The sequence below is a fragment of the Streptomyces sp. NPDC005533 genome (genome assembly GCF_042871845.1).
In the GTDB taxonomy this organism is placed as follows: domain Bacteria; phylum Actinomycetota; class Actinomycetes; order Streptomycetales; family Streptomycetaceae; genus Streptomyces.
This window is the reverse complement of sequence record NZ_JBIAJH010000002.1, coordinates 54550-73620: the sequence shown is the minus strand read 5'-3', so window position 1 is coordinate 73620 and position 19071 is coordinate 54550. Positions and strand designations below refer to the sequence as shown.

Below are 19071 nucleotides of genomic sequence, written 5' to 3'. Positions count from 1 at the left end.
CACCGCGAGCACCGCGAGCACCGCGAGCACCGCGAGCACCGCGAGCACCGCGAGCACCGCGAGCACCGCGAGCACCGCGAGCACCGCGAGCACCGCGAGCACCGAACAGATCAGCGGCGCCACCGGCGGCGTCGGCGGCGTTGGTCGTGCGCAAGCGGAGGGGCCCGGAGAAGGGGGTGAGGCCGGGCGGCTGACGCGGCGGCGGCTCGGGGCGCGGCTGCTCGCCCTCGGCGGGGTACTCGTCCTGCACGCCGCACTCCCCGGCTCCGCCGGCGCCTCGGGCAACCCGGCCGAGCGACGCGCCCTCCAGGGCCTGCGTCTGCGGTACGGGTCCGCACGCCAGGCCGGGCTGCTGGAGAAGCACCTGGAGGGGGTCGCGGACGAGGCCCGGCGGTTCCTCGGCCCCTCCCCCGAACACCCCTACTACGCCGGAGCGGTGGTCCTCGCGGGCCGGGGCCGCACCATCGCCCTGCACCGGGCCATGGGCGAGGCCGTTCGCTACGCGGACTACGACGGGCGGACCGACCGGGTCCGGGAGTTCCCGGCGGCCGAGCGGATCGCGATGGCGGAGGACACCGTCTTCGACCTGGCCTCGCTGACCAAGCTGTTCACCTCCATCCTGGCCGTGCAGCAGATGGAACGGGGGCAGTTGGAGCTGGAGGCTCCGGTGCGCCGGTACCTGCCGGAGTTCACCGGGGGCGGCAAGGAGGTGATCACCGTCCGCCAACTGCTCACCCACACCTCGGGGCTGCGCTCCTGGGCACCCTTCTACAAGGAGTCCACGCGGGAGGGTCGTCTGAGGCTGCTGTGGTCGGTGAGGCCGCAGGAGACTCCCGGGACGGTCTACCGGTACTCCGACCTGAACCTGATCACCCTCCAGCTGCTCTTGGAACAGATCACTGGTCGCACTTTGGATGTCCTGCTCCGCGACGAGATCACTGCTCCACTCGGGATGCAGCGCACTCGTTACAACCCACCGCTCTCCTGGCGCCGGGTCACCGCGGCCACCGAGGTGCAGCGCCCGCCCTGGTCCGGCCTCGACCGCGGGCTGGTGTGGGGCGAGGTCCACGACGAGAACGCGTACGCGCTCGGCGGCGTCGCGGGCCACGCCGGCGTCTTCGGCACCGCCTGGGACCTGGCCGTCCTCGCCCGCGCCCTCCTCGACGGCGGGGTGTACGCGGGCAGGCGCATCCTGCGCCCCGCCTCCGTCGAGCTGCTCTTCACGGACTACAACACGGCCTTCCCCGGCGACGACCACGGTCTCGGCTTCGAGCTCTACCAGCACTGGTACATGGGCGCGATGGCCACCCCGCACTCCGCCGGTCACACCGGCTTCACCGGCACCTCCCTTGTCCTCGACCCGTCCACCGACTCCTTCCTGGTCCTGCTCGGCAACTCCGTCCACCCCGTCCGCACCTGGCGCGCCGGCAGCGCGCCGCGTGTGGCCGTCGGCAACCGCTTCGCCCGCGCCGTACCGGTCCGCACCCGGCACGGCGGCGCGGCCTGGTTCTCGGGGATCCAGCCGGGTGCCTCGGGCACGCTCACCCTGCCGCCGCTCACCCCCGCCACGGCCGCCGCCCGGCTGCGTTGCGCGGTGTGGTGGGACACCGTGCCCGGCGAGGGCGCCCTGCACCTGGAGGCCTCGGCCGACGGGGAGCACTGGGAACCGCTACCCTTCAGCACCGTCCGGTCCACCGGCGGCGCGCCCGAGCAATGGCCCCGCGGCGCGGTGAGCGGCTGGTCCGGCCGCACCTGGCACCGCCTGGAAGCCCCCCTCACGGCCGCCTGGTCGGGCCGCGAGGTACGGCTGCGCTTCCGCCACACCGCGACCGGCCGCTACGTCGGCCGCGGGATCTACGTGGACATCGTCCGCGTGTCGGAACCGACCCACCTCCTCTTCGCGGAAGACCGCCCCGCCGACGCCCCCCGCCTGGAGGCCATCGGCTGGACCCGCTCTCCGGACTAGAGCAGAAGGAGACCGGCCACCCCTCGGAGCCCGGCCGCGGGCGGGGCTACCGGGGGTCGTCGAAATGTCCACCACCCTGTCGCCCGCGGGCAAGAATGCGGCCCGCCCGCCCGCCCGGACTGCTCAATACACGACAAGGAATTCCCATACCTTGAGCAGAACCCTCAAGGGGTCTGACAACATCTCCGCAATTCCCGTCACCGTGACGCTTGCCACGGCGCGGCTTCCCCGGGAGCCGCTCGTCCGGGACTTTCCGGTACCCGTGTGAGCGGGGTTCGGCGACGGCGCCTGTCGCGCGGTTCCCGGCGTGATCAGGTAATCAGGAACGGTGAACAAGGACGCGAGGGACCCTTTCGTACATGTCCGGGGCGCCAGTGAGAACAACCTTCGGAACATCGATGTCGACGTTCCGCGGGACGCGATGGTCGCCTTCACCGGAGTCTCCGGTTCGGGCAAGTCCTCGCTCGCGTTCGGCACGCTGTACGCGGAAGCCCAGCGGCGCTACTTCGAGTCCGTGGCACCGTACGCCCGCAGACTGTTGCAACAGGTCGGCGCACCCCACGTACAGGAAATCACCGGACTGCCACCCGCCGTGGCCCTGCAACAGCGACGCGGGTCGCCCAGCTCGCGCTCGACGGTCGGCACCATCACCACGCTGTCCAACCTGCTGCGCATGCTGTACTCCCGCGCCGGCACCTATCCGCCCGGGGCCGCACGGCTGGAAGCCGAGTCGTTCTCACCCAACACCGCGGCCGGCGCCTGCCCGGAGTGCCACGGACTGGGCGTCGTCCACGACGTCGCCGAGGACCTGCTCGTCCCCGACCCCTCGCTGAGCATCCGCGACGGGGCGATCGCCGCCTGGCCGGGTGCCTGGCAGGGCGCCAACCTGCGCAGTGTCGTGAGCGGCCTGGGGATCGACATCGACCGACCGTGGCGCAGGCTCAGGAAGAAGGACCGGGACTGGCTGCTGTACACGGACGAGCAGCCCTCCGTGTACATCGAGCCGGAGGAGGACCGGATCGACTACGGCTACCAGGGCAAGTTCTGGAGCGCCCGCAAGCACGTCATGCACGTCCTCGCCGACTCCAAGAGCGAGAAGATGCGCGAACGGGCGCTCCGGTTCGTCAGGAGCGTCCCCTGCCCCGAGTGTCACGGCAGCGGACTGCGGCCGGAGGCACTCGCCGTGACCTTCGCCGGACGTTCCATCGCCGAGATCAACGCCATGCCGCTCACCGGGGTCGTGGCGCTGCTGCGGCCCGTCGCCGGGCGGTCCAAGGCCGACGCCACCACGTCGACCGCCCGGTCCGGGGAGACGACCGAGGTCGCGGTCCGGATCTGCGGCGATCTGGTCGCGCGGATCGAGGTACTGCTTGACCTGGGCCTCGGTTATCTCAGCCTCGGGCGCCGTTCGACGACCCTGTCGCCCGGCGAGGCGCAACGCCTGCGGATCGCCACCCAGCTGCGCTCGGGGCTGTTCGGCGTCGTCTACGTCCTCGACGAACCCTCCGCGGGCCTGCACCCGGCTGACGCGGAGCCGCTGCTGGACGTGCTGGACCGACTCAAGGCGGCGGGCAACACGTTGTTCGTCGTGGAGCACGACATGGACGTCGTACGGCGGGCGGACTGGGTGGTCGACATCGGCCCCGGTGCGGGCGAGGGCGGCGGGCGCGTGCTGTACAGCGGCCCGGTCGCCGGCCTTGAGCGGGTCCGGGAGTCGGCCACGAGCCAGTACCTGTTCGGGCGCGCCCGGCCCCTCGATCACCGGCCGCGCACGCCGCACGGCTGGCTGCACCTGCGCGGTGTCTCCCGCCACAACCTGCACGACGTGTCGGTCGACGTACCGCTGTGCGTACTGACGGCGGTGACGGGCGTGTCCGGTTCCGGAAAGTCGACGCTCGTGACGCAGGTGCTCGCCGAGGTCGTCCGCGGCCACCTCGGACTCGTACCCGAGGAGCCGGACGAGGCGCAGCTGGAGGTCGATGTCCAGGACGCGTCGGGGGTCGAGTCGTTCGACCGGCTGGTCCGGGTCGACCAACGGCCCATCGGCCGGACGCCCCGGTCCAACCTGGCCACGTACACGGGAATGTTCGACGCGGTGCGCAAGCTGTTCGCGACGACGGACGAGGCCAGGGCGCGCGGCTACTCGGCCGGGCGGTTCTCCTTCAACGTGCCGGAAGGGCGGTGTGAGACCTGCCAGGGCGAGGGATTCGTCGCGGTGGAACTGCTGTTCCTGCCCGGCACGTACGCGCCGTGCCCGACCTGCCGGGGCGCCCGGTACAACGCCGAAACACTGGAAGTCACCTATCGCGGCAAGAACATCGCGGACGTGCTGGCGCTGTCCGTCGACGACGCCGCCGAGTTCCTGTCCGCCGTCCCGGCCGCCTCCCGCAGTCTGGAGACGCTGCGCGAGGTGGGGTTGGGATACCTGCGGCTGGGTCAGCCCGCGACGGAACTCAGCGGTGGCGAGGCGCAGCGCATCAAGCTGGCCACCGAACTGCAGCGAGCCCGCCGCGGGCACGCGCTCTACCTGCTCGACGAGCCGACGGCGGGGCTGCACCCCTCGGACATCGCGCTGCTGCTGAGACTGCTGCATCGGCTCGTCGACGCCGGCAACACCGTAGTCCTCGTCGAGCACGACCTGGACACGATCGCCACCGCCGACTGGGTGATCGACCTGGGGCCGGGTGGCGGCGACGCGGGCGGGCGGGTCGTCGCGGCGGGCCCGCCGGCCAAGGTGGCGAGGACCCGCCGCAGCGCGACCGCGCCCTACCTCGCGGCCCGCCTCGCCCGCTCCTGACGACGGCACGAGGACTGAGCACCGGTCGGCCGGATCCGGCGTTTCGAGGGAACCCCGATCCCCGAGGTGGGGCAGTTGTAGGACGGGCGGCCGTCCGCTCGCGTGCCTTCGGCGATAGCGGCTCAACGGCGCCCACCGTGATCCTTCACAGCACACGATCCGCTTTGCATGACCTCCTGGGTGGCTTCGTTTTTGTGTGGGTCGCCGGTAGCGGGCCTCCGCACCGCATCCCCTACAGTTCACTCCGGCGCGACGCGATCACATCAAAAGAGAGAAGCCAGGCCCGTGACCTCGATACCCGAGCCACCCACCACCCCGGCCTACAACCTGCCGCCCGCGCCTCCCATGCCGCCCCAGCCTCGCCAGGTGACGATCACCTTCCCGACGCTTCACGGCAAGTTCGCCGCGTTCCTGTACCTGATGACGCTGCTCTGCGTCGGCCTGATCGCCTGGGCTCAGGTCGACATGGCGCTGACCACGTCGGACCAGGACCGGCGTCTCCGGCACCAGCAGTGCTCCGGAACCGTGTACGGCGGTGAGGACTACACCTCGGAGGAGCGCGACGAGTACGAGGAGTTGTGCGGTCACCCACTCCGCACCGACAAGAAGTGAGTGACGGCCGGGCGCGCCGCCTGCGCGCCCGGCACCGGCACTGCTGCTCGCGCCCCCGCACCCTCCCCAGGGTGCGGGGTGGTGAGTTCGGCGCCGGGCGGCTGCCACTTCCGCCCGGCCCCCGGGGGGCCGAGCGGGGGGGGTCAGCAGGCAGCCTCGGGCCTGCGGGGGCCCGGCTCCCGCGGGCACCGTTACAGGCGGCAGCGACCTGCTGGATCGGGATCGTGAGCGGGGCGTGCGGCGGCCAGGGGCCTGGTCATCGAGGTCCGCCGGGGCGGTCGGCGGCTCTGCCGTGAGTACGGACGCTGGCGGCGGCAGCGGCTTCCAGGGTGCTGAGCTCGGCGGCGGCTTCGAGCTGCCGGGGGTGGTTGAGGCGGACCAGGGCCTCGTGGGCGGCCGTCAGGGTGTGCCGGGCCTCGTCGTGACGGCCCAGGTGCCGCAGGGCGACGCCCAGCTCGAGCCGGGCGGTCTCGCTCCAGAAGGACACCGGGTCCACCGCACGCAGACTCAGCACCTCACGCAGCGTCGCCTCCGCCTCGCTCCACCGGCCGAGCGCGGCCAGGTCGTTGCCGATGCTCTGGGTGACCAGGGACAGGTAGGCACGGCTCACTACCGTCGGCCGCCCCGGGATGCCCGCCCGGCAGAGCGCCTCGCTGCGGCGGTGGATGGCCAGTGCTTCCTCGGGTCGGCCGTCCATGCGCAGGACCTGGCCCAGCGCGTTCAGGGCGGTGAGTTCGGCCAGCCTGCTCTCGCCGCAGGACAGCCCGGCGAACCGGGCGACCGACGACCTCAGCCGGGCGACGGCCTCCCCGATCCGGCCGAGCCGCTGGAGCGCCCCCGCGCCGTATCCCAGGGCCCAGCCCACCTGGAGCTCGTCGCCCGCCTCGCGGGCCGCCTCCAGAGCGGCGTCCGCGGCGGCCAGCGCTCCGGCGTAGTCGAAGACGCACATGTTTCGGGCCCAGGCCAGGTAGTTCAGCTGCACGGCCACCTCGCGGGTGCTGCCCAGCGCCCGGGCGGAGTCGGCGGCCCGCAGGAACACCTCGGCCCACAGCTCCCAGTCCATGGTGGCGTCGGAGAACCAGTGCATCGCCTCTGCCGCGTCGACGACCTGCCGGTGCCGGCCGGTCGACTGGGCGTGGCGCAGGGCCCCGAGCCACTGGGCCCGTTCCTCCTCCAGCCAGGCCCGGGCCCGGTCACTGCCGACCGGCGCGGTGGCCGGGTCGGGATCGCCTTCCGCGTCACCCTGGGCGGCGGCCGACCCGTACTCCACCTCGAAGTGCCGGGCGGCGGCGGTGGCCCGGCGCAGCGTCCAGCGGGCGGCCCGGTCCTCGGAGGCGGCGATCTCCTCGGGCCCGTCCTCCTCGGCCAACTGCTCGGCCGCGAACAGGCGCAGGAGGTCGTGGTAGCGGTAGCGGTCAGCAGTGGGGTGGGACTGGAGGAGGCCGGCGTCGACCAGGTCCTCGGCATACCGGGCGGCCGTGCGGGCGGGCAGGTCGGCCAACAGGCCGGCGGTCCGGGGGCTGAAGTCGGGGCCGCCGGCCAGGCAGGAGCGTCGGAAGACGGTCCGTGCCTGCGGGCTCAGTTGCCGGTAGGAGAGGGCGAAAGCGGCCCGGACCTCGAGGGAGCCGGCCTTCAGGGCGTCGAGGCGACCGCCCTGTTCGGCGAGCTGGGTGGCGAGTTTGCCGATGTGCTCGGTGGGGCGGGCGGCGAGGCGTTGTCCGGCGATGCGGACGGCCAGGGGGAGGTGGCCGCAGAGTTCGGCGAGGTCGCGCGCGGCTTGGGCTTCTCGTGTGACCCGGTGCGGGCCGATGATGCGGGTGAGGAGTTCGACGGCTTCTTCGCGCCGGAGCAGGGCGAGTTCGGTGCGGTGGACCGCTTCGAGGCCGGCGAGGGCGTGGCGGCTGGTGACGAGGGTGAGGGAGGCGCCCTCCCCCGGCAGCAGGGGCCGTACCTGGTTCTCGTCCGCGGCGTTGTCCAGGAGGAGCAGGACGCGGCGGTCGCGCAGGAGGGAGCGCAGGAGGCCGCTGCGGTCGTCCGTGTCGGCGGGTACGTCGGTGGCGCCGAGGGCGCGCAGCAGGCGGGCGAGGGCGTCGCGGGGCGGGGTCGGTTGCGGATCCATGCCGCGCAGGTCGAGGTAGAACCGGCCGTCGGGGAAGAGGGCTGCCAGGGTGTGGGCGGCGTGCACGGCGAAGGCGGTCTTGCCCAGGCCGGGCTGCCCGCAGACGACCGCCACCTGCGGCCGGTCGGGGTCGGACCGCTCGGCCAGGGCCGCCAGCCGCGCCAGGGCGGGCCCGCGTGCGGTGAAGTCGCGCAGGTCACGCGGAAGGGCGAGGGTGTGGCGGACGGCGGGGCCCGGGGTGGCGGGGCCCGGGCCGGCGCCTCCGGGCGGCCCGATCGCCGGCTTCCCACCGGCGTCCGCCGCGCCGCCGGCACCGGCCGCGGGGTCGGCGCCCGCGTACGGGTCCGAGTCCGCCGCCGGGCCCGCGCCCGCGTGCGAGCCGGCCGCCGCCTCAGCCGGGGCCCGGCGCGCGCGGGGCCGTCCCCGGCTGGCCTCGCGTTCCAGTTCCTCGGTGCCGGTCGCGTCCAGCCCCAGCGCCGCGGCCAGGGCCGCGACGGTGCGCCGCTGCGGCCCCCGCGACCGGCCGCGCTCCATGTCCGACAGGGCCCGTACGCTCAACCCCGCGGCGTGCGCCAGCACTTCCTGGCTCTGCCCGGCGTCCGTGCGCAGGCGGAGCAGGTGCTCGCCGAACCCGCCGGTGGCCGGTGTGTCCGTCCCCATACCGCTCGTCCCCCGGTGCCGCGCGAACCGGCCGGTCCGCCGGTCCTTTCATCCGGCAGAAGTATGCCGGACCGTACTTCTGCCGGATGAACTGCCTGGTCCGGATCGGCCGGCCGCGGTTGGCTGGGGCGACCCCGGAGGGAGCCCGACCAGCCCCGCCGGTGGCCCGCCCGACGCCGCTCCGCCCGCGCCCTCGTGTGCGGCTGCGCACCGGGCCCGGAGCACCTTCGTACACCCGGTCGCCGCCGTACCGTGACCGCGGTCGCCGGCGGCTGCTTCTACCAGGGGAATGACACATGAGAACCAGTGGTACCGCGTCCCGTCCGGGCGCCGACCGCCATGCTCGCCTGCTGCGCCTGCTCGCCCTGCCCGCGCTCGTGCTCCTCGTCCTGGCCTCGGCACTGACGGCTCCCACAGGGGCGGTGGCGGCAAGCAGCAAGTACGGGAACGCGCGCTACCACCAGTGGTCGTTCGTGACCTCGCACAACGCCTACGCCAACACCGACGTGAACTGGCCGGTCCCGCCGAACCAGTCGCAGAGCATCAAGGAGCAGCTCGACGGCGGAGTGCGCGGGCTGATGCTCGACACGTACGACCCCAAGGGCACAGGTCCCGTCGAGCTCTGCCACGGCGGCACGTCCCTGTGCTACGAGCAGTTCAACTCCGCGTTGCTGACCGTGGTGAACTTCCTGCAGAAGAACCCGCAGGAGGTGGTGACGATCTTCCTGGAGAACTACGCGAGCCGCGAGACGCTCAGCAAGTCCATCACCGACCTGCTGGACGCCAAGGGCGCCGGCAAGATGCTCTTCGACCAGAACGACTGGGGCATCTTCAGCAGCAACTGGCCGCGGCTGAAGGACATGGTCTCCGCCAACCAGCGCCTGGTGATCTTCCAGGACAGCTGGGGCGACGTGGCCGCCGGCTCCGGCACGCTGATGAACACCTGGTCGCACACCGTGGAGAACCGGTACAGCTACGGCCAGGGTCAGCCGTTCGGCTGTGAGTCGCGCAACGACAATCGGCTGGACACGAACCCGATGCCGGGGACGACCGGCCTCACCCCGCTGTTCACCATGAACCAGTTCAGTTCGGACAACCTCGACCCGAAGGCCTACGCCAAGATCGACAACGGCACCCAGCTTAAGAGCCGGATCGAGAAGTCGTGCCGGCCCGCCGCGGGCGGCCGCAACCCGAACTTCGTCGCGGTGGACCACTACCAGATCTCCGACAAGTCGGGCCTCACGCCCGTGTCGGTGGTCGACGAACTCAACCGCGACAACTACGTCTTCGAGCCCGACCCGGCGGTGTGGACCGTCAACGCCGCCAAGCAGTACGTCAGCACCTACGGCACCAACCGCTGCATGGTGCGCGGCGACGAGTTCCCCGACGGCTCCGGCGGCCTCGTCACGCAGCGGGCCTGCGCGAACCCGGCGCCCAGCAGCCACCAGTGGACGGCCACCAAGCCGAACTATGACTGCAAGGGCCACTACTGGATCAAGGCGGGCAACGGCTCCTGCCTGACCGTGCCGTACAACAACGGGACCCCGCCCGGCGACGGCACGCAGCTCTTCTGGTGGCCCTGCGAGACCAAGTGGTTCTCCGGCAGCCAGCTGTGGAACGTCATGCCGACCAACACCGACAGCAACGGCCAGTCGCACGGCTACTACTTCATCAACCAGTGGACCGGCAAGTGCCTGACCCTGGACCCCGGCACGTCGACGGCCAAGGCCGGCAAGGTCACCCAGGCCGCCTGCCCCAAGCGCTGACCACGGACCGACGCACGACCGAACGGCCCGGTCCGGCACCGGAAAAGAGCGGCGCCGGACCGGGCCGTTCCCGCGTCGGACCGCCGCGGCACCGTGTCGAGAGTTCGGAGGTCGTGCGGAGAAGATGGGGACATGAACATCGAGCAGGCCGTCGCGGAGATCGGGAACGCCGCGGAGGTACCGGGCCTTCCCTCGGCCTGGCGATGGTCGCCCATGTCGCGCTTCATGTTCTCCCTGGCCGTGGACGCCGACGGAGGCTGGGCCTATCAGATGAACTCGCTCGACGTGCACGACGAAGGCTTGGCAAGGGCCGTCCTCGCGTTCGCGAGACAGCGCAGCCTCGGGCGCGGACCTGGCGCCGCACCGCTCACGACGGCTACCGGATTCTCGTACGGGACCTACCGCTTCGACTCGGTGGCAGCCGCTTCACCGCCCGTGCACGGCTATCACCAGGGCCGGAACGATGCCCTGAACGAGGTCGTCTCAGCAGTCTTCCCGGCCTACCAGTGCGAGTTCCGCGGGGACGAGACCTTGGAGGAAGCGGTCCTTCGATTCAAGCGCATGCTGCGGCCGACGATCGTCTCCAGGCCCCCGGCCCCCTACCTGCGGATGCGATACGAGAACACCAGGACCAAGGGCGGCAGTGTGGGCACATCCCGCGGATTCTCCACGCAGGACGTGCTGTTGAGGGAGCTCGGGCTGCTCGAAGGTGCTCCAGGGAGTTTCGTGGAGTTCGAGAACTCGCTCGGCGACGTGTGGAACGTCGAGTGGAACGGTTCGTGGCTGGTGAACGCAACGGCCCAGGACGCACCGCCTTCCGAGAGCTGGGTGGCATCGGCTTTGGGGACGTCCGTAGGACGGTGTGGAGTTCCGCGCGGGTGACGGCGCGGAAGTCGTCGATGCCCCCCAGCCGGCCACTGGCGCCCTCCACGATCCGCGGCAACACCCGCCGCACCGCACTGATCCTTCAGGCCTCGCACGAGAGCCGTTCCGTAGTGGCCGACAAGGTGAGGCCCACACGTGTGGAGCTCCTTCCCTCTTCCGAGAAGCGGGCGTTGTCAGTGGGGGCTGACAGGCTGCGGGGATGACGGATGACGAGCTTGCCCGGATGACGCGGACCCTGGGCGGATTGCCGGCGGCCGCCCAGGCTGTGCTGTGCGGGACGAACTGGGAGTCTCTCCAGCACGCCTACGGCTCCGGCGAGGACATACCCGTCTCGCTGTGCTCCCTCGTGGACGAAGATCCCGAGGTTCGCTCCGAGGCGTTGGCCGCGCTGGACATGGGCGTGCTGCACCAGGGCTCGCTGTACACCGTCACCGCGCCCGCGGCGCTGTTCGTCGCCGCGATCCTCGACCATCGCATGGCCCTCGCCGAGCACGAGGGGCACTTCCCGTGGGACGGCGGCCCGCCGCGGAGCCTGCGGGCCGCCCTGCTCGTCTGGCTGGGACAAGTTGCCGAGTCGGCCGCCTATGGGGAGGACCCCGTGCGCGACCGGACCGACTGGCAGTGGGAGCCCTGGCATGACGGGACACGACGCGAGCACGACCCGGACGAGCTCGCCGCACTGCACGCGTGCCGGGAGATACGCCCCGCCTTGTACGACGCCGTCGAACCGTTCCTCTCCTCTCCCGATCCCCACGTCCGAGAGGCCGCGCTCGGCGCCGCACTGCCGCTCCTCGCCGCGCCGGGGCTCGCCGACCGGGTGCCGCAGGCCGCCACGCTGCTGCGGGCACGTCTGGGCACCGCTTCGGGGCGACGGGAGCGAGCGAGTGTGGCGCGGGCGCTCGGCATGTGGGGGATGAACACCTCCGACCTGCTCACCGACTCCGACCCGGCTGTGCGGGTCTGCGCTGCGCTCGGGCCCGCCCAAGTCGATCGGCCGCGCGCTCTCGCCGTTCTCCTCGACGCCCTTCGGGACCCGCAGACGACGGACGGATGGTTCCCCGAGCCTCTGCCCGGGCTCGACGGGTGGTTCCGGTTCACCGTGCTGCGCTCCGCGCTCGCCCTGGCCGAAACCTTTGAAGAGGTGGCACCGGTGGCGGTCGCCATCGTGGCCGCGCGGGGCACGTCGGTCGTCGACTTCGAGCGCGGGCCGATCCTGCTCAGAGCCTTTGCCGGTGGCTACGACCCGGCCCACCCGCTCTCCTCTGCCCAACGCGACCTGCTGCGGGCATTCGTGGACACCGACGAGGCGACGGGCGGCATCGGCAGGAACGTGCTGTGGTTCCGTGCAGCCAGGCTGCCCGACAACCGAGAGGGCATCGCTGCGTTGCTGTGACCTTGCCCGCCACCACACGGTGCACCCCTGGCGCTCCCCAGCTGAGGATGCTCGGCGATCGCGCGTTCCCGGCTCCGGCTCATCTGCCATCCAGGTCGGCGTCCGTGCCGGGCCGCGCGGGCCCGTCAGCCCAGCGGGTGCGTGCGCGCTGCGGCCAGACTGTCGGTGATGGTCAGGACCGTGTGGGCGCCGGTGAGCTCCAGCAGAGCGACGAGCCTGTGGTGGAGGGGGCCGGCCACCACCAGGCGGCCGCTGCGGTGGATCCGGAGCAGGATGTTGAGCAGGGACGAATCGGCGAAGGTCACGCCCGACATGTCCAGGACGATGCGCTGCACCGCCGGATCGCTCACGGCGGCCTCGCCGGCATCCGCCAGGGGCACGGATGTGTCTGCGTCGAGCTCACCCTCACACACCACCAGGCGAGTTCTCCCCGCGTCGGGCTGCACCACTACACGTGCCCGGCTCATCTTCATCTCCCCACCCGACCGTCGACTCGCCCTCGCGTCGCGGGGGCCCCGCCCCATGCTGCCCGGACGGACGCAGCGGCACACGCTTTCCCGCCGCTCGCCGCGACCGTCGGCGTAGCGGACTCGAGCCGCCCCACGCCGTTGCGGCCCGGCTCGGCGGGTACATGCGCAGCATCTGACAGCTGGTGGAAAGGGGATCTTGTGGTGGGAGCGCTGGTTGCGGGTGGGTGGGGCCTCTTCGCGGGCGCGGCGCTGCTGGTCGGCGCCGCCGTTGGCTTGCTCGTGCGGGTCCCGCCCCGCTGGATCGCGCTCGTCATGGCGTTCGGCAGCGGCGTGCTGCTCTCCGCGGTGTCCTTCGAGCTGATCGCCGAGGCGTACGAGCGCTCCGGCATCGCGCCCGTCGTCCTGGGTGCGGTCGGCGGGGCCGCGGTGTACTCGGGGGCGAACGCGCTGCTGGCGCGGCGCGGCGCTCAGCACCGCAAGCGCTCCGGGCAGCAGCAGCCGTCGGAGTCCGAGACGCCCGGTTCGGGCAACGCCATCGCGCTGGGCGCGCTGCTCGACGGGGTGCCGGAGTCCGTGGTGATCGGTACGAGCCTCCTGGGCGGCGGCCACCTCGGCACTGCCACGGTGGCAGCGGTGTTCATCAGCAACCTGCCCGAGGGCCTGGCCAGCGCCGCCGGCATGCGCAGCGCCGGCCGCAGCCGACGCTACGTCTTCACCCTGTGGGGCGGCATCGCGCTGATCAGCGGCTTGGCGGCACTCGCCGGGTACGCGCTGCTCGGCGGGGCCTCCGAGGCGGTGATGGCGATGATCACGGCAGTGGCGGGCGGGGCGATCCTCGCCATGATCGCGGACACGATGATCCCCGAGGCCTACAGCAAGGTGCACCTGCTGACGGGACTGGTCACGGTGGTCGGGTTTCTGTCCGCGTTCGCCCTGGCCCACCTCTAGCGTGCAACCGGGCGTCGTCCTGCACGCCCGCGCATGGTCGCCTCCCCGGGAACGAGCGGAAGTCCTGCACAGGCAGACCCCCTACGGCGCCGATGATCAGGGCCGATGACCACAGCGGCAGGACCAGGCCAGAGCCGCGATCGCGTCGGCGGCCAGGCCTGGGCGGCCAGGCGCCGACGAGGCCGGCGCCCCCGAAGAGGCCCCCGCGCCGGCTTGGAGCGCCTCGACCCGCTCGATCACCGCTTCCGGCAACGGCAAGACCGGGGCGCTGCGCATCTGGTCGACCACCGCCGCCGCCCGGACCCGGCTGCCACAGGCGGCCGGCCCGGTTCAGGGCCTGGTGTGAGGGCGCTTGGTGCCCTTGCGGCCGTCGCGCAGCGCGGCGAGGAGTTCTTCGGGCTCGGGTTGCAGCCCGCTGCCCAGGTAGCGGATCCCCTCGCCCTCGGGCGGGGTGCAGGTGTCCTTGCCGATGGGGTGTCGGCGGCTGGTCGAAGTGCGCCAGCCGTAGCGGGAGTCCCACACCGCGGCCGCGGCCGGCTGGTCGGTGTCGAGCAGCACGGCGGCGGCCATGGCGCCTCCGTCGAGCTGGCGCAGCTCCACCTGTGCCTGCTGGGCGACGCCGGCGGCGGCCAAGACGTCGGCGGTGTGCTGCAGGTAGGGCTGGGCACTGCGGGCGCGGAGCTCGCACTCGGCGAACGCGACGGCGGCGCGGTGGGTGATGGCGGGGTAGCCCAGCTGGAGAGCGGCGTCCTTCAGGTCGAGGCCGGGCTGCTGCTCGATGAGGTCGGCGATGCGCTGGCCGCGCAGGGTGGCCAGACCGGACTGCGCGGTGGGGAACTTGGTGATGCCGAGGGTGTCGGAGACGGTCTCGACGGTGACGGCGGGGTCGGCGTCCAGGAGCTCGGCGATCCGCGAGAGGATCTCGTCGCGGGGGATCATGTCGCCGCTGCCCTCGCGGCGGCCGCCGCCGGCGCCGCGGCCGGGCCGGTTGTTCTTGTACGCGAGGACCAGGCGGCGGGGCCAGTGCTCGGTGCCCTTGGGTCCGGCGGGCACGAGGACCATGCCCGCGGCCAGGCCCGAGGTCCTCTTGTAGGTGTTCCAGGTCACGGGGGCGATGTGGAGGAGTTCGGCAGCCTCGTGGCGGTCCAGGAGGTCCTCGTCGTCGTCAACCTGGGGCAGCTCGGGGATGGGCTCGCCCGCGTAGTAGGCCGTGGTCTGCTCAGAGTCCCAGAGCTGATTGCGGGCGTCGGGCGAGCTGATCGGCGCCGGGTGGCCCTGCGCGGCGTAGGGCTTCTGGTTTCGGATCGTGGTGAGCTTCTTGCCGAGGGCGTCGGCCAGGTCGGACATGGTCTGGACGTACTGCAGGCGTCCGGCGCGGATCACGTTCTTCTCCTTCATCACGGGGCGGGGCGCTCGTGGCGCCGGAGGGGTCGTCAGTCGGTCGTTGGGTCGGGCAGGCCGTGGGGGTTGCACAGGGGCGTCGTACCCGCCTGGCCGACCACCGCCGCCGCGGCCGAACTCCCACGGCTCGCTGAGCTCCTGGCCCAGGCCGGCGTCGCCGCCGTTCCCGCCGCGGCCGTGCCGGCGATCCCCGGACTCGCCGCCGGCCCGGACGAAACCGTCGGCATCCGGCTGCGCGCCGCCACCGCCTTCGCGCCGACACCCTGGAGGTCCCGTGTCTTTCTCCAGCACGTCCCCCTCCCGCAGCCCGACGCAGACGCCCGCTCCACCCGCTCATCGAGGCGGGGGGTGGGCTCGGTGCCGCGGGCTGCCATCACCAACAAGAAAACAGTACCTGCCTTACATCACTGCCGGCAGGTGGAGTGGGGCAGCAACACCACGCCGTACGAATACACTTGGAGGCGAGATACGCCTCTCGGGTCTCCCGGAGTGTGTGTTTTCGGTAGGCCGGCGCCCTTGCCACCCGCCTCGGCGGAAGTGGGCGCCGGCCGCTTTCTTTTCCGTCCGCCGCATGATGCCCAGCGGACCGGGTGGCCCCGCCACCTCATCGCCTTACGGGTTCCGGTCGTGTACGACTTGACGCCGTGATCCGGATCGTCTTCGACCCGGCCGAGCAGGAGGCCCTGCAGGCCGACGCGCGAGAGATGGCTGACGGCGACCCGCAGATCGCCTACCGGGTCACCGCCTGGGAGGACCTCGGGGAGAATCTCGGCCAGCCCCCGCTCGAAGACGCCGCTCCCTCCTCGGGGTGAGCGGCACGCTCTACCCCTATGCGGCGGGCGTCGCGTGGGGCGGGCGGTTCGTGCGGTAGACGAAGTGGGTGCGGTCGTCGACGGGGTTGTCGGGTTCCAGGGAGGCCTCGGCGACCCGCTGCAGGCCCGCCTTCTCCAGCGCCCGCCAGGAGGCCCGGTTGGCGGCCTGTACCGGGACGATGATCGCCGTGGCGTCGGGATGGTCGCTCCAGGTCGCCTCGACGACCGCCTGGATCATGCGCGTGCCGTGTCCCCGGCCGGCGGTGCCGGGATCGCCGATCAGGTAGTCGATCGTCACCGCGCCGTCGGGCACGTCGACCTCGGCCGCCAGCTCGGCCAGGTACTCCGGGTAGTCGGCGAGGCGGCAGCGCTGCACGAGCCCGATCGGTTCCCCGTCGAGCAGGACGAGCAGGTCCTCGGCCGGCTCCTCCCCCCGGGCCGCGGGTCCGAAGTCGCGCGTGACGGCTTCCGGGGAGGTCTCGTGGTTCCACCAGCGCGCGACGTGCGGCTGCGCCAGCCACGTCCCCAGCTGCGGGAAATCGGGCTCGGCGAGCCGGCGCCAGGTGATCATCGGAGCTCCTCGGTGGGTCTGCGGGAACCGCAGTATCCGCCCTGCCGGGTGTTCGCCGCCTCCGAATTCAGCGGCTCACGCCGGCCTGGGGGGCCGGTGCGGGCGGGCCTTCACCCGGCGGCCTGCCGGCGCACCATCTCGTTGATCCAGATCGGCGCGAACGGCGAGGTGCAGCCCGCCGAAGTCGGGTAGTCCTTGAGCACTTCGAGGCGCTCACCGATGTCGAGGGCCCGGGTGCGGTACTCGGGGTGCTCGATGCCGATCCGCGCGAGGCAGTGGTTCATCGCCCACTGGAGTCGATCCGGGGCGTCCTTCATCTGAGCCTCGATGACGTCGAGGAGTCCCGCGAGGTCGAGGCCCTCGGGCTTCTTCGCCACGCGTTCGGTGGTCAGCGCCCAGCCGGCACTGGCGACCACCGGGTCCGGGTCCGCGGACCAGGCCAGACGCAGCTCTTCCTGGTGCGGGCTCTTCTTCACGACGTAGTTCACGAGCCAGTCGTGCACCTTGGGGGCGCGCGCCCCGCGCAGCATGACGTCCAGTTCGTCGCGCTCGAACGCCTTCGGGCGGCAGATCAGGATCGCCGGCAGCCTCGCCGCGGTGTCGTCCGTCTCCCAGAGCCGGCACGCGAGGTCCTGCTGCGTCTTCAGCCGCTTCGCGAGCGCCCGCAGCCTGCCGAGGTTCACACCGTGGTCGTCACCGTGCTTCTCGTTGACCGCTCGGGCCTTCGGGTCCTCGAGCGCGGCCAGCTCGGCCATCACCTCGGTCACCGTCACCTCGGTCACCACGTCTCGGTCACCGCCGTCTCGGCCATCTCGGCCTCCCGTCCGTCCGTGCGGGATGCAGCCTACGACGCGGGGTGGGCCGGGGCGAGCGGCCGTACGTACGCACGCGGACGGGTCCGCCCGCCCCGGTGCGTCACACGGCCCCGGCGTCGGACGCGGGGCGCGGTTCGCGGCGCATCGCCCACAGGGTCGGGCCGCCGCAGGGCAGCCGGACCTCCTCGCGCACCACGAAGCCGAAGTGCTCGTAGAAGGGGAGGTTGGACGCCTTGGAGGACTCCAGACAGGCGGGCAGGCCGGCCGCGTCGGCCTTGGCCAGGCCCGAGCGCAGCAGTGCGGCTCCCTGGCCCGTGCCCTGGGCGGCGGGGTCGGCGCCGATCACCGCGAGGTACCAGTGCGGTTCCTGGGGGGTGTGCTGCGCGGCCGCCTCGACCGCGGCCCCGAACAGCTCGGCGCGGTCGCCGAGGATGTCCCGCAGCCGCTGGATGGTTTCCGCGTCGGGAACGGCCTTGGCCTGCGCCTCCGGGGGCACCCAGAAGGCCGCGGCGGCCTCGGTGACCTCGCACACGGCGTTGGAGACGTACTGCCGGGTGAAGAGCGTGCTGAAGTAGCTGTCCAGCGACGCCTCGCGCGAGGCGTCGCTGGGGAAGAACCAGCGCATCATCGGGTCGTCGTCGAAAGCCCGGGCCAGGGAGCGGCCGATCAGCGCAGCATCGTCGATCGCTGCCGTCTTCAGCGTGTTCGGTATCAGCATGTGGACATTCTGCATCTGATGATCTTGGTCGCCGCAGGCGGGGTCCGACCTGTCGGACCCCGCCACCCGCCACCCGCTAGTGGCGGACCAGACAGAAGGGGTGCCCCGCCGGGTCCGCGAAGATCCGCCAGCCGCGCCCGCCCGCGTCCCCCTCGAGCAGCGTCGCACCGATCGCCAGCACCTGCTCCTGCGCACGGTCGAGGTCCGGCACGCCGAAGTCCAGGTGGAACTGCTGCGGCCGCGCGGGGTCCGACCGGCGCGGGGGCAGGTGGTCCGTCGCCCGCTGGAAGGCGAGGACCAGACCCGACGGCGCGTGCAGCGTCGCCCAGCTCTCGTCGACCGCCCAGCGCCGGTCCGGCTGGTTGACGTTCCCGCCCAGCAGGGACCGGTAGAACTCGGCCAGCACCTGCGGATCGGGACAGTCCAGGACCACGCACTGCAGTTCAGCGATCATGCCCGGATCCTAGCCCTGGTGCGCGAGGACGGCGTCGATCATCCGGCGTGCCACGGCGGCCAGTTCGGCCCGGTCCGGGGCCACGCGGGAGCGGGCGAGGGCGCCTGCCAGCCGGTCGTACAGCAGCCCGTCGGTCCAGGCGACCAGCAACTCGGCCGCCTCCTCGGGCCGTTCGGCCCCGAGGGCCGCGAGGATGCCCGCGGCCCGGGCCCGGGGCCCTTGCCCCGCCCGGAGGAAATCCGCGTCCAGCGCGGGGTTGCGGGCCGCCTCCAGGCTGAGTTCGAAGCGGGCCAGCTGGCGCTCACGCCCCACCGTCAGCCAGCGGTACAGCAGTCCGGCCAGCGCGGCAGCGGCCTCGTCCCGGTCCGCCACCGGGAGCACGCGCGGGCCCCCACCACCGAGGTCGGCGACGTCGCCGAGGTCCAGTTCGGCCAGCCGCTGGTAGCAGGCGGCGATCAGCGCCGTCCGCGTACGGAAGTAGTACGAGGTGCTGCCCGCGGGCAGCCCGGCCGCGCCGTCGACCGCACGGTGGGTGAGCCCGCGGAGCCCGGAGGCGGCGACGAGGCCGATCGCGGTGTCCGCGATCAGGGTCCTGCGGTCCGGGACGCCCTCGCCCCGACGACGGGGGGCGGGCGTGGAGGGCGTGGAGGGGGTGGACATCCCCTCACTCTACAGCTGTAGAGT

16 protein-coding genes are annotated in these 19071 nt (G+C 72.4%); 8 read left to right on the top strand and 8 right to left on the bottom strand.

Annotated elements, in window-relative coordinates:
• Positions 1-109 precede the first annotated feature (109 nt).
• The 3 genes from ACFYP3_RS02375 to ACFYP3_RS02365 all read left to right on the top strand — a co-directional run bounded on the left by ACFYP3_RS02375 (position 110) and on the right by ACFYP3_RS02365 (position 5375).
• Positions 110-1966 carry a serine hydrolase gene (locus ACFYP3_RS02375; protein ID WP_388826082.1) on the top strand — a complete coding sequence of 619 codons (1857 nt, stop codon included), beginning with the start codon at positions 110-112 and terminating at the stop codon, positions 1964-1966.
• Positions 1967-2294: 328 nt separating this feature from the next.
• Positions 2295-4763, top strand: a complete 2469-nt coding sequence (gene uvrA, locus ACFYP3_RS02370) for an excinuclease ABC subunit UvrA (RefSeq protein WP_388825438.1) — start codon at positions 2295-2297, stop codon at positions 4761-4763.
• A gap of 366 nt (positions 4764-5129) precedes the next feature.
• On the top strand, positions 5130-5375 hold the full coding sequence (locus tag ACFYP3_RS02365) for a hypothetical protein (RefSeq protein ID WP_388825435.1): 246 nt from the start codon (positions 5130-5132) through the stop codon (positions 5373-5375).
• 256 nt (positions 5376-5631) lie between these two features.
• Here the strand turns inward: ACFYP3_RS02365 and ACFYP3_RS02360 are convergent, their stop codons facing one another.
• On the bottom strand, positions 5632-8154 hold the full coding sequence (locus ACFYP3_RS02360; RefSeq protein ID WP_388825432.1) for a tetratricopeptide repeat protein: 2523 nt from the start codon (positions 8152-8154) through the stop codon (positions 5632-5634).
• A 296-nt stretch (positions 8155-8450) separates the two neighbouring features.
• On the opposite strand from ACFYP3_RS02360, the gene ACFYP3_RS02355 reads away from it, so the two are divergent.
• From ACFYP3_RS02355 to ACFYP3_RS02345, 3 genes are all read left to right on the top strand, one after another.
• A complete protein-coding gene (locus tag ACFYP3_RS02355; RefSeq protein ID WP_388825429.1) occupies positions 8451-9920 on the top strand; it encodes a phosphatidylinositol-specific phospholipase C domain-containing protein in 1470 nt (489 codons plus the stop codon).
• 132 nt (positions 9921-10052) lie between these two features.
• Complete coding sequence (locus ACFYP3_RS02350) at positions 10053-10802, top strand: hypothetical protein (protein WP_388825426.1); 750 nt, start codon at positions 10053-10055, stop codon at positions 10800-10802.
• 202 nt (positions 10803-11004) lie between these two features.
• Positions 11005-12198 (top strand): HEAT repeat domain-containing protein, encoded by a 1194-nt coding sequence (locus tag ACFYP3_RS02345; protein WP_388825423.1) that lies wholly within the window; start codon positions 11005-11007, stop codon positions 12196-12198.
• Between the two features lie 125 nt (positions 12199-12323).
• Here the strand turns inward: ACFYP3_RS02345 and ACFYP3_RS02340 are convergent, their stop codons facing one another.
• Positions 12324-12665 (bottom strand): STAS domain-containing protein, encoded by a 342-nt coding sequence (locus ACFYP3_RS02340; protein ID WP_388825420.1) that lies wholly within the window; start codon positions 12663-12665, stop codon positions 12324-12326.
• Between the two features lie 201 nt (positions 12666-12866).
• On the opposite strand from ACFYP3_RS02340, the gene ACFYP3_RS02335 reads away from it, so the two are divergent.
• A complete protein-coding gene (locus ACFYP3_RS02335) occupies positions 12867-13616 on the top strand; it encodes a ZIP family metal transporter (protein ID WP_388825417.1) in 750 nt (249 codons plus the stop codon).
• 330 nt (positions 13617-13946) lie between these two features.
• Here ACFYP3_RS02335 and ACFYP3_RS02330 read toward each other — a convergent pair whose 3' ends face one another.
• Positions 13947-14999: a hypothetical protein gene (locus tag ACFYP3_RS02330; protein WP_388825415.1), complete on the bottom strand. Its 1053-nt coding sequence runs from the start codon at positions 14997-14999 to the stop codon at positions 13947-13949.
• 662 nt (positions 15000-15661) lie between these two features.
• On the opposite strand from ACFYP3_RS02330, the gene ACFYP3_RS02325 reads away from it, so the two are divergent.
• Complete coding sequence (locus ACFYP3_RS02325; RefSeq protein WP_388825413.1) at positions 15662-15829, top strand: hypothetical protein; 168 nt, start codon at positions 15662-15664, stop codon at positions 15827-15829.
• A gap of 16 nt (positions 15830-15845) precedes the next feature.
• Here the strand turns inward: ACFYP3_RS02325 and ACFYP3_RS02320 are convergent, their stop codons facing one another.
• From ACFYP3_RS02320 to ACFYP3_RS02300, 5 genes are all read right to left on the bottom strand, one after another.
• Complete coding sequence (locus ACFYP3_RS02320; protein WP_388825411.1) at positions 15846-16400, bottom strand: GNAT family N-acetyltransferase; 555 nt, start codon at positions 16398-16400, stop codon at positions 15846-15848.
• A 110-nt stretch (positions 16401-16510) separates the two neighbouring features.
• A complete protein-coding gene (locus tag ACFYP3_RS02315; protein WP_388826079.1) occupies positions 16511-17155 on the bottom strand; it encodes a DNA alkylation repair protein in 645 nt (214 codons plus the stop codon).
• A 160-nt stretch (positions 17156-17315) separates the two neighbouring features.
• Positions 17316-17933, bottom strand: a complete 618-nt coding sequence (locus tag ACFYP3_RS02310) for a GNAT family N-acetyltransferase (RefSeq protein WP_388825409.1) — start codon at positions 17931-17933, stop codon at positions 17316-17318.
• Positions 17934-18009: 76 nt separating this feature from the next.
• On the bottom strand, positions 18010-18387 hold the full coding sequence (locus tag ACFYP3_RS02305) for a VOC family protein (protein WP_388825406.1): 378 nt from the start codon (positions 18385-18387) through the stop codon (positions 18010-18012).
• Between the two features lie 9 nt (positions 18388-18396).
• A complete protein-coding gene (locus ACFYP3_RS02300; RefSeq protein ID WP_388825403.1) occupies positions 18397-19047 on the bottom strand; it encodes a TetR/AcrR family transcriptional regulator in 651 nt (216 codons plus the stop codon).
• Positions 19048-19071: the final 24 nt, after the last annotated feature.

Bases quoted from the DNA above. Each gene is read 5' to 3' on its own strand.
- ACFYP3_RS02340 (WP_388825420.1), bottom strand. From the start codon at position 12,665: ATGAGCCGGGCACGTGTAGTGGTGCAGCCCGACGCGGGGAGAACTCGC.
- ACFYP3_RS02310 (WP_388825409.1), bottom strand. From the start codon at position 17,933: ATGCTGATACCGAACACGCTGAAGACGGCAGCGATCGACGATGCTGCG.
- ACFYP3_RS02315 (WP_388826079.1), bottom strand. From the start codon at position 17,155: ATGGCCGAGCTGGCCGCGCTCGAGGACCCGAAGGCCCGAGCGGTCAAC.
- ACFYP3_RS02345 (WP_388825423.1), top strand. From the start codon at position 11,005: ATGACGGATGACGAGCTTGCCCGGATGACGCGGACCCTGGGCGGATTG.
- ACFYP3_RS02320 (WP_388825411.1), bottom strand. From the start codon at position 16,400: ATGATCACCTGGCGCCGGCTCGCCGAGCCCGATTTCCCGCAGCTGGGG.
- ACFYP3_RS02305 (WP_388825406.1), bottom strand. From the start codon at position 18,387: ATGATCGCTGAACTGCAGTGCGTGGTCCTGGACTGTCCCGATCCGCAG.
- ACFYP3_RS02355 (WP_388825429.1), top strand. From the start codon at position 8,451: ATGAGAACCAGTGGTACCGCGTCCCGTCCGGGCGCCGACCGCCATGCT.
- ACFYP3_RS02300 (WP_388825403.1), bottom strand. From the start codon at position 19,047: ATGTCCACCCCCTCCACGCCCTCCACGCCCGCCCCCCGTCGTCGGGGC.
- ACFYP3_RS02350 (WP_388825426.1), top strand. From the start codon at position 10,053: ATGAACATCGAGCAGGCCGTCGCGGAGATCGGGAACGCCGCGGAGGTA.
- ACFYP3_RS02360 (WP_388825432.1), bottom strand. From the start codon at position 8,154: ATGGGGACGGACACACCGGCCACCGGCGGGTTCGGCGAGCACCTGCTC.